The 8,305-nt window shown below is 35.2% G+C and carries 10 protein-coding genes and 1 rRNA gene; 7 read left to right on the plus strand and 4 right to left on the minus strand.

Annotated features, from left to right (window positions below; genetic code table 11):
* Positions 1-78: 78 nt before the first annotated feature.
* Positions 79-930, minus strand: a complete 852-nt coding sequence (locus CYJ57_RS03625; RefSeq protein ID WP_101954113.1) for a DegV family protein — start codon at positions 928-930, stop codon at positions 79-81.
* Between the two features lie 206 nt (positions 931-1,136).
* On the opposite strand from CYJ57_RS03625, the gene CYJ57_RS03630 reads away from it, so the two are divergent.
* The 3 genes from CYJ57_RS03630 (at position 1,137) to CYJ57_RS03640 (ending at position 3,176) form a co-directional block, all read left to right on the plus strand.
* A complete protein-coding gene (locus CYJ57_RS03630; RefSeq protein WP_101954114.1) occupies positions 1,137-1,754 on the plus strand; it encodes a hypothetical protein in 618 nt (205 codons plus the stop codon).
* Positions 1,755-1,876: 122 nt separating this feature from the next.
* On the plus strand, positions 1,877-2,530 hold the full coding sequence (locus tag CYJ57_RS03635) for a YutD family protein (protein ID WP_180764378.1): 654 nt from the start codon (positions 1,877-1,879) through the stop codon (positions 2,528-2,530).
* Positions 2,531-2,546: 16 nt separating this feature from the next.
* Entirely contained in the window at positions 2,547-3,176 is a 630-nt protein-coding gene (locus CYJ57_RS03640; protein WP_101954116.1) for a TIGR01906 family membrane protein, read from the plus strand.
* A gap of 91 nt (positions 3,177-3,267) precedes the next feature.
* Here the strand turns inward: CYJ57_RS03640 and CYJ57_RS03645 are convergent, their stop codons facing one another.
* The 3 genes from CYJ57_RS03645 to CYJ57_RS03655 are packed head-to-tail and all read right to left on the minus strand — an operon-like array spanning position 3,268 to position 5,373.
* Positions 3,268-3,813 (minus strand): phosphatidylglycerophosphatase A family protein, encoded by a 546-nt coding sequence (locus CYJ57_RS03645; protein ID WP_101954117.1) that lies wholly within the window; start codon positions 3,811-3,813, stop codon positions 3,268-3,270.
* Between the two features lie 17 nt (positions 3,814-3,830).
* The gene (locus CYJ57_RS03650; RefSeq protein ID WP_101954118.1) at positions 3,831-4,817 is read right to left on the minus strand and encodes an NAD(P)/FAD-dependent oxidoreductase; all 987 of its coding nucleotides are present in this window, start codon (positions 4,815-4,817) and stop codon (positions 3,831-3,833) included.
* 25 nt (positions 4,818-4,842) lie between these two features.
* Entirely contained in the window at positions 4,843-5,373 is a 531-nt protein-coding gene (locus tag CYJ57_RS03655) for a divergent PAP2 family protein (protein WP_006702223.1), read from the minus strand.
* A gap of 142 nt (positions 5,374-5,515) precedes the next feature.
* On the opposite strand from CYJ57_RS03655, the gene CYJ57_RS03660 reads away from it, so the two are divergent.
* The 4 genes from CYJ57_RS03660 to CYJ57_RS03675 all read left to right on the plus strand — a co-directional run.
* A complete protein-coding gene (locus CYJ57_RS03660; protein ID WP_006702224.1) occupies positions 5,516-6,103 on the plus strand; it encodes a peptidylprolyl isomerase in 588 nt (195 codons plus the stop codon).
* A 12-nt stretch (positions 6,104-6,115) separates the two neighbouring features.
* The gene (locus tag CYJ57_RS03665) at positions 6,116-6,493 is read left to right on the plus strand and encodes a CvfD/Ygs/GSP13 family RNA-binding post-transcriptional regulator (RefSeq protein ID WP_101954119.1); all 378 of its coding nucleotides are present in this window, start codon (positions 6,116-6,118) and stop codon (positions 6,491-6,493) included.
* Positions 6,494-6,508: 15 nt separating this feature from the next.
* Positions 6,509-7,834 (plus strand): glucose-6-phosphate isomerase, encoded by a 1,326-nt coding sequence (locus tag CYJ57_RS03670; protein WP_101954120.1) that lies wholly within the window; start codon positions 6,509-6,511, stop codon positions 7,832-7,834.
* Positions 7,835-8,243: 409 nt separating this feature from the next.
* Positions 8,244-8,305: ribosomal RNA gene (locus CYJ57_RS03675) — 16S ribosomal RNA — on the plus strand; the annotation flags it as partial.

An 8,305-nucleotide genomic window follows, 5' to 3' on the forward strand; every position in this document is an offset into this window, starting at 1 on the left:
CTCAGTGGAGTAGGCATATAAATAATGAGTCTACTTTACAGAGTGTAATAATATTCGTCAAAGTGGTTTTTTTATCTATTATATTGTTTCATAGCCGATAATAATGCCGTTAGTTTCAGCGTAAAATGAGCATAAAGCGCTCCCGCAGTTGATATGAATATCGGCTTCAGGAAATAGTTTAGTTATTTCATCAGATACTTCTTGGGCTAAAGATTCACACAGTATATGGTTCAGATAAATTCTTCCGCCTCGGTAGCCGTTCTTAACCATATCATCAACCATCGCACGGATACCTCGTGCTTGACCTCGAACTTTGTGATTCAACTCAATGGTTCCCTCGTTAGTACGTGTTCCAATTAAACGAATGCCCATCATTCCTATAACAGCGCTAATTAACTTTGATACACGACCGTTATTGGCTAAGTTTTTAACAGATTCAAGCATAATTGCTACATGAGTGTTTTCATGATAGGCTTGAATCTTTTGCGCAAGTTCTTCAATAGATTGATTTGGATTTTCCTCAATCAATTCTACCGCTTTATGAATTAATAAATCCATTTCACCTCCAGCAGAGCGACTATCATGGATATAAATGTCCAAAGAATTATTTTTTTCCTGGGCGAGGGTGGCACCGATTCTCGCACTATTAAAACTACCAGAAAGCTGACCTGTAATAGTAAAACAAATAATTTTATTGGCCCCTTCAAAATGTTGGGCATAAACATCCGGTGATGGACAGGCGCTCGATGACTTCTCTTTTGCTTCATGCATTGTTTGAACAAAATTTTCTAAGTCTAACTGAGCATCATCAACAAATTCTTGTTGTCCGAGTCGAATCGTTAATGGAGCAACATCGAATTTTATATTTTTATTCGTAGGTAACGTTCGGATGGCAGAACCTGAGTCTGTCACGATTTTCCATTCAGTCATTATAAATCTCCTTTCAGGTGAATAATGATAACATCATTATACCTTGAATTCTTTTCGAACGTCAAACAATTGCTAAGTTGTCATAGGTTTGTAGTTTATGGGTAAGATTTTGAATAGGGAAAATGGGGATTTTATCCATTGTAATAATTGCCTTAACCATGTAAAATAATAGATAAGAATAATTGATAGAAGGAGGTTGGAAACAAATGTTTCATTTATTAAATCAAAAAAATGCATTTTCATTATTTAGTTTATTTTTTGGAACGGTAGGAATCGGCTTTGCATTAATTGCTCAGTCACACTACGTTTTGATTTCGTTAATGATTGCATCGGTTGCGTTTGTTTTGTCACAATGGTTCATTCAAGACGAAACGTCGACAAATCCAGTGTTTGACCAACAAATATTAGCACTTTCCTATGTAGTCGTTTATGGAGTACTTCCAGTTGTTCTTTTGAATAGTATTTCCTATGGATCAATCATTGCAGTGATTGTTGGAGCAATATTTTTATTAGCTGTAGTATTGAGGATAGCATATTATGGTGTTGAATCACCTATTATTTTTTCGCATTCTTCAACTGGTTTGCCATTAGAAGCGATTGCAATCTTAATACCTTTAATTTGTTTATTGGCTTATATTATTCCAAGTACAGTGTTTTATGTTATTTTATGCGTTGTTATGGCGATATTAGCAGTCGGTTTTGTGCTTGAAATAAAAATACCGATGATTCCACGCGAGTGGTTGCTCTATGTATTAGGCTATATGGTACTCATGGTTATTGCGTATATCTTTTTGGGAAGTTTTACTCCTGTTATAGCCGCTTAGTAGCTTTAAAAGATTCATTGTTTAACTTCCAAATAATGCCTAAATTATTTGGAAGTTTTTATTTTTGATTTAAAGGTATAAAATTAAGAGATAGGTAAAATTTAAAAGAAAGGGGGATGAGAATGAGTCATAAAGAAACAAGTTTAACTGATCAAATTGGTGAGATTTTGGTAGATGTACTACACCAAGAGTTAGAAGAAGTTTCAATTACGATGTTAGATGAAGGAATCTATCAAATTAACGATACTACTTATAAGTTAGCCATGGATTTTCGAGAAGGATTTGATATTGAAGCCCTAAAGAAGCTCTACGATCCTTTTTTTGAAAAATATGATTTTATTGTAGGAGACTGGGGCCATGAAAAACTTCGTTTGAGAGGATTTTATCAACTAAATACTCCGAAAGTTCCTAAAGATCAGCAAATAGATTTTTTAGACGACTATTTAAAAGAATATTGTAATTTTGGTTGTGCTTATTTTGTATTGGCGAAAGAATCCGCTGAGTTGGAATACAATAAATTGAAAGAAAATTATTCAACCATCCATAAGGGGAGACCTAAAAAAGGAAAGTCACAAAAACATCAAGTATCAACACGAAATAAAAATGAACAATGTAAGAAAAAGGATAGTCAATTTAAAAAGACAGCGCAGGAAAAACCTTTTAAACGCCGAAGGAAGAATAAGCAATTTGAGAAAAAAACGTCTAAAAATAAAGTGACTTCGAATAAAACATTAAGCAACAGTAAAGATTTTGTGATTAAACAGCGTAAGGTCTAATAAGAGGTATATACGTATGGATGTTTTCAAACGTTATGGATTGGTAATATATGATGTAACTTTTATTTTTTGCCTAGCTATTTTAGGCGCGACATTACTGACGATTCCGATTTATCGCGTATTGCTCTGGCTATTTCCTCTGGGAGAGGTCGTGCATTTGACTACGGCTGAAACGATGACAACATATTTAGAACTTGTCCGCTTTATTTTAATTCCTTTTTATCCTTTTAAAATGACATTTCTTTCAAGTAGTTCGGCTGCTGTAAGTCATTTCTATGAAGTGAAAATTATCTTCCAAATTGTATTAGGTCTCTTTATTTTATTGCTCGCGAGTTATCCTAAAATTAGAAAAAAATCCAATGCATGGGAAGATTTAATGGGAAGCATTCGTTTGCTCACCTATTTGAAGTATGGTTTGATTATGGTCGTGGGGTTAGTTGGATTGTTTTTTGATCAATTTTTTATTCTTTTTCATCAAATATTATTCCGCAATGATAACTGGCTATTCAACCCACAAACAGACCCAGTAATTTATATCTTACCCCCAGAATTATTTCTGATTGCGTTTTTGATAGGTTTTGCGCTATTGTTACTTGTACTACAATATCGAATTTCAATGTATCGATGTGAATTATCCAATGAATAACATGCAAATTAAAAAGGCTATTGCCTTTCCAACTACACACTTCCAGTAGAAGTTGAGTTAGTGAAAGGTAATAGCCTTATTTTTTATATTTTTAGGATTGTGGGTGACGGCCAAGTTTTTCTTGGACTTTCATTTCGAATTGAGAAGGTTGAGAGTGAGCAATACGGCTCGCAGCAGCAGCGGCTAATGCGCCTACAATATCATCGATGAATGTGTTGCATGAAGTGCGTTTTTCACTATTTAATACCCCAATAATTCCTGGTTTGAGTTTATCAACGTAACCAAAGTTTGTTAAGCCAATTGAACCGTAGACATTTACGATAGACAAAACTAATATTTCATCGATACCGTACAACCCTTCATCGTTAAGAAGCATTTGAGTTAAAATAGGTGAGAATTGCTCATTTTCTGCGGCAATGTCGATTTCAATCCCTGTGATAACTGCATTTTGGACTTCTCGCTTACGCATCACAGCAATTACATTCTCTAAACATTGATCCATCGTTAAATCATCGACATATTCTTTTTGTAAATCATATACAATGGAAGCAATATATTCTAATTTAACGCCACGCTGCTCTAATAAATTATGGGCATGTTGTTCAAGTTGATTGTTCGTTACAAAATTATTATTCATTAAAATTCCTCCATTATTTATTGATGTGTAATATGGATTGAATGACTTTGATCGTTTGGATACAGTTGAGTGACAATGTGATTTATCGCTTTAATTCCTTCACTAAAGCTAATGGCAATTAACTTAATTTTTTCGGAATAAGTTGCAATATCTCCTACAGCATAAATTCCAGGTAAATTAGTTTCAAGGAAAGAGCTAACTTCAATAGCATTACGTTTAAAATCAAATCCCCATTTTTTAATTGGGCCTAAATTCATTGAATAACCGTAAGCAACTACAATTTCATCAATCGGTAATGTCAGTACTTCTTTAGATTGAATATGATCAAGTGTGAGTGATTCAATTCTCTCTGTTCCTTGAATAGATTTGAGTTGACTAGATGTGTGGATTTGAACGCCTCGTTTTTCCATTGCATTTACATTGCTTTCAAGAGCTCGAAACTGATCTCTTCGATGAACAATTGCAACGGACTTTGCGACTTTGCTAAGTTCAAGCGCCCAATCAACTGCTGAGTCGCCACCACCGAATATCGTAACATTCTTTCCGGAGAAGTGTTGTAAATCTTTTATAAAATAATGGATATGGGATTCAAACTCAGGGGTTAATGATTGGGTTGTAAGTTTTCTGGGTGTAAATGCACCATTTCCAGCAGCGACAATGACAGTTCGAGAATAGTAAGTATTTTTTTGTGTTTCGATCTCGTAATAAGATAGTTGGTTATCTTGCAAGATAGGGGTCACAGTTAATACTTGTTCGCCAAGTGTAATTTTGGGCTGATAGCGTTGCATTTGTTCTGTCAGTTGATTAATCAATTCAGATCCTTTAATTGCCGGGTGTCCCGGAATATCATAAATATTTTTTTCTGGATAGAGATGATTTGGCTGTCCGCCTAATTCATCTAAACTTTCTATGAGATGAACATCTAATGAACGCAAACCTGCGTAAAAAGTTGTAAAAAGACCTGCCGGACCAGCGCCGACAATTGTAACTTCGTGAATATGCATAATAACCTCGTTTCTTATGTAACTTTTAACCGATAAAAATCCATAATATGATTGCGACCATTGCGCCAGTGAACGTTCCGACAATCACTTCGCTCGGTTTGTGGCCGAGGTAGCGTCGAATAATCATAGATTCGTACTCTTCGATATTTGAAAGTTTGTATTCTAGAGTAAATGGATTGAAATCATCTTTGCTTTCGTCATAATCTTGAGTTGGATGGTGAAACTTCTCAGATTCTAATTCTTTCATATATTTTCGTGCTAAAATATCTAAAATAATACCTTGTTCACCACTTTGTCGTCGGACCCCCATTGAATCAAACATCACAATGACTCCGAATACCGAAGCAATTGCTACCAATGGAGAGCTAAAACCATTTTGCAAAATTAAAGCAGTCGTTAAACTGGCTACAGCAGCAGAGTGTGAACTTGGCATCCCACCAGTTGATGTCATGATACTTAAGGTAGGACTAGATTTTTTTGCGAGTAATGCAATTGGATATTTAATAAATTGGGCAAATAAAATTGCTGAAAAAGCAGCTATTAATGGATAGTTCATTGTCTCATTCCCTTGAATAATTATTATGATGTAGGTCTATCATATCAAATATTCTAAATGATAACTATAAAATGTTTGTAGAATAAGGTAAAGTGATTTAAGATAAAAGAGATGAATAATTTAGGAAGGATGAATTTTTAAAATGTCAGAGTATCCACAAACACAACCAGAAAAATTATCAACGGATGTTACCATCCATACCAACATGGGAGATATTGAAATAGCGTTGTTCGAAGACGCAGCGCCCAAAGCGGTAAACAATTTTAAATCTTTAGCTAAAGAAGGTTACTATGACGGCGTCATTTTTCACCGTATTATTAAGGACTTTATGATACAAGGAGGAGACCCAACAGGGACAGGCGCAGGTGGAGAAAGTATTTATGGTAATAAATTTGAAGATGAGTTTTCAGAAAATTATTATCACCTACGTGGAGCTTTATCAATGGCTAATGCTGGACCAAATACGAATGGCAGTCAATTCTTTATTGTAACAGCATCTCAAGTGCCATTGTCTATGTTAGGGCAATTAGAAGCATTAAACCTACCACAAGTGGTGGTTGAGGCATACGGAGAAGTCGGAGGTACACCGTGGCTAGATTCTCGCCATACTGTATTTGGTCATGTGACAAAAGGAATGGATATTGTTGAAAAAATTGAATCTGTGCCAACAAATCCTGCAGACCGCCCAATTGAAGATGTGATAATTGAGTCAATTGATATTCTTGAATAGGAAGGTGTCTAGATGACACGAGAATATAAAATCGGGGATGTCATCGAGGGAGTAGTTTCAGGTATTCAAAACTACGGTGTCTTTGTCAAACTCGATGATCAAACTCAAGGGCTCGTCCATATCTCAGAATGCCATCACGGTTATATTGAAGATTTGAGTAGTTTTGTCAAAATAGGCCAACAAGTTCGAGTGATTATTATTGATATTGATGAATATTCACATAAAATCAGTTTATCAATGCGTGCACTAGAAAAGACGAATGTCCCGACATATCCTGCACGGAATAAGAAAATTCCAAGACGTCATACTCCTAAAATTGGTTTTAAAACACTAAAACAACAAATGCCTAGTATTATTGAAGAGGCATTAAAGAATATCCAAAATAAATAAGAAAGAAGTGTAAATATGAGTCAACTAAAATTCAGTCATGCCATCGACAAAACTTATTTGAGAGCGCATGAGATTGATCAAATCCAACCATTTGTCGAACTTGCTTATGATACGTTATTAAATAAAACCGGTGCAGGTAGCGAATATACGGATTGGGTCAACTGGCCAGATCATATGGATGTTCAAGAATTTGAACGGATCCAAAAAGCAGCTGAGAAAATCAATGAAACATCCGATGTCCTTATTGTGATTGGTATAGGGGGATCCTATTTAGGAGCTCGGGCTGCGATTGAATTTTTAAATGGAACATTTTACAATCTTACGTTCCAAAAAGAAAAGAAAACACAAGTGTTTTTTGCAGGAAATAACATCAGTGCGACTTATCATCAAGAATTACTTCATTTAATAGAAGGAAAAGATTTTTCGATTAATGTTATCTCTAAATCAGGAACAACTACAGAACCTTCGATTGCCTTTAGATTATTTAAAGAAAAGTTAATCGAAAAATATGGTCATGGAGAGGCAAATCGCCGTATTTACGCGACAACTGACGCAGAAAAAGGTGCTTTGAAGTCTGTAGCGGACCAAGAAGGCCATGAAACATTTGTAATCCCAGATGGAATTGGAGGTCGATTTACAGTATTAACAGCAGTAGGTTTATTACCGATTGCAGTTGCAGGTGGAGATATCAAACAATTGATGGTAAGTGCTAAAGAAGCATTCGATGAATATATCAATGCAGATTACGCTCAAAATGATATGCTACAATATGTAGCTATTCGTAATGTTTTACATCGTAAAGGTAAAAATATTGAGATTCTTGCTAATTATGAACCTTCTTTACAATATTTTGCAGAATGGTGGAAACAATTGTTTGGTGAATCAGAAGGTAAGGATATGAAAGGTATCTTCCCGATGAGTGCCAATTTTTCAACAGATCTACACTCAATTGGCCAAATCATCCAAGATGGAATTCGCAATATTTTCGAGACTGTGATTACAATTGCTAACCCAACAGTAAAATTAACAATTCCAGCCGAAGAGGATGATTTGGACCAGTTAGGTTATATTGAAGGAAAAGACATAAATGAGATTAATCACAAAGCTTTCTTAGGAACACAGATGGCACACGCACAAGGTGGCGTACCTAATTTACATATCGAGTTAGAAGATATGACTGAGGCATCCTTAGCTTATCTAATTGTCTTCTTTGAACTCGCAGTGGGTGTGAGTGGGTACTTAACAGGTATCAACCCATTCAATCAACCAGGTGTAGAAGATTATAAGCGGAATATGTTTGCTTTGCTTGAAAAACCAGGTTATGAAGATGTTTTAAAATAAAAGTAAAAAATAGATTGACAACCAAGACGAAGACATGGTATATTATCTCTTGTCGTCACGAAGACGAACGTCAATGTTAAAAAGATTAAATTCTTGTAAAAAACAGTTGACGAATAACTTCAAAGATGATAATATAATTCATGTCTTCTTCGTTTGAAACGAACGAAGAAAAATAATAATAAAATAATTTGAAAAAAGTATTGACTTCTCAAATTAACCTTGTTATTATATAGAAGTTGCTTCTTGGAGGCGACACAAGCTCATTGAAAACTGAACAAAGACAAACACACCAAATGTGAAAGGGTCCAACGCAAGTTGGAACAACGATAAATTCGAAACGTAGTTGGAGGCAACCAATTAAAAAAACAAAAGCTAGTAAAAAGTTTAGAGTCAATCGAGACTCATGATCTTTCATGAGAGTTTGATCCTGGCTCAGGATGAACGCTGGCGGCGTGCCTAATACATGCAAGT

It is taken from the genome of Falseniella ignava (assembly GCF_002847645.1).
GTDB lineage: Bacteria > Bacillota > Bacilli > Lactobacillales > Aerococcaceae > Falseniella > Falseniella ignava.

Coding starts and splice junctions, on each gene's coding strand:
- CYJ57_RS03625 (WP_101954113.1), bottom strand. CDS start 930: ATGACTGAATGGAAAATCGTGACAGACTCAGGTTCTGCCATCCGAACG.
- CYJ57_RS03630 (WP_101954114.1), top strand. CDS start 1,137: ATGTTTCATTTATTAAATCAAAAAAATGCATTTTCATTATTTAGTTTA.
- CYJ57_RS03635 (WP_180764378.1), top strand. CDS start 1,877: ATGAGTCATAAAGAAACAAGTTTAACTGATCAAATTGGTGAGATTTTG.
- CYJ57_RS03640 (WP_101954116.1), top strand. CDS start 2,547: ATGGATGTTTTCAAACGTTATGGATTGGTAATATATGATGTAACTTTT.
- CYJ57_RS03645 (WP_101954117.1), bottom strand. CDS start 3,813: ATGAATAATAATTTTGTAACGAACAATCAACTTGAACAACATGCCCAT.
- CYJ57_RS03650 (WP_101954118.1), bottom strand. CDS start 4,817: ATGCATATTCACGAAGTTACAATTGTCGGCGCTGGTCCGGCAGGTCTT.
- CYJ57_RS03655 (WP_006702223.1), bottom strand. CDS start 5,373: ATGAACTATCCATTAATAGCTGCTTTTTCAGCAATTTTATTTGCCCAA.
- CYJ57_RS03660 (WP_006702224.1), top strand. CDS start 5,516: ATGTCAGAGTATCCACAAACACAACCAGAAAAATTATCAACGGATGTT.
- CYJ57_RS03665 (WP_101954119.1), top strand. CDS start 6,116: ATGACACGAGAATATAAAATCGGGGATGTCATCGAGGGAGTAGTTTCA.
- CYJ57_RS03670 (WP_101954120.1), top strand. CDS start 6,509: ATGAGTCAACTAAAATTCAGTCATGCCATCGACAAAACTTATTTGAGA.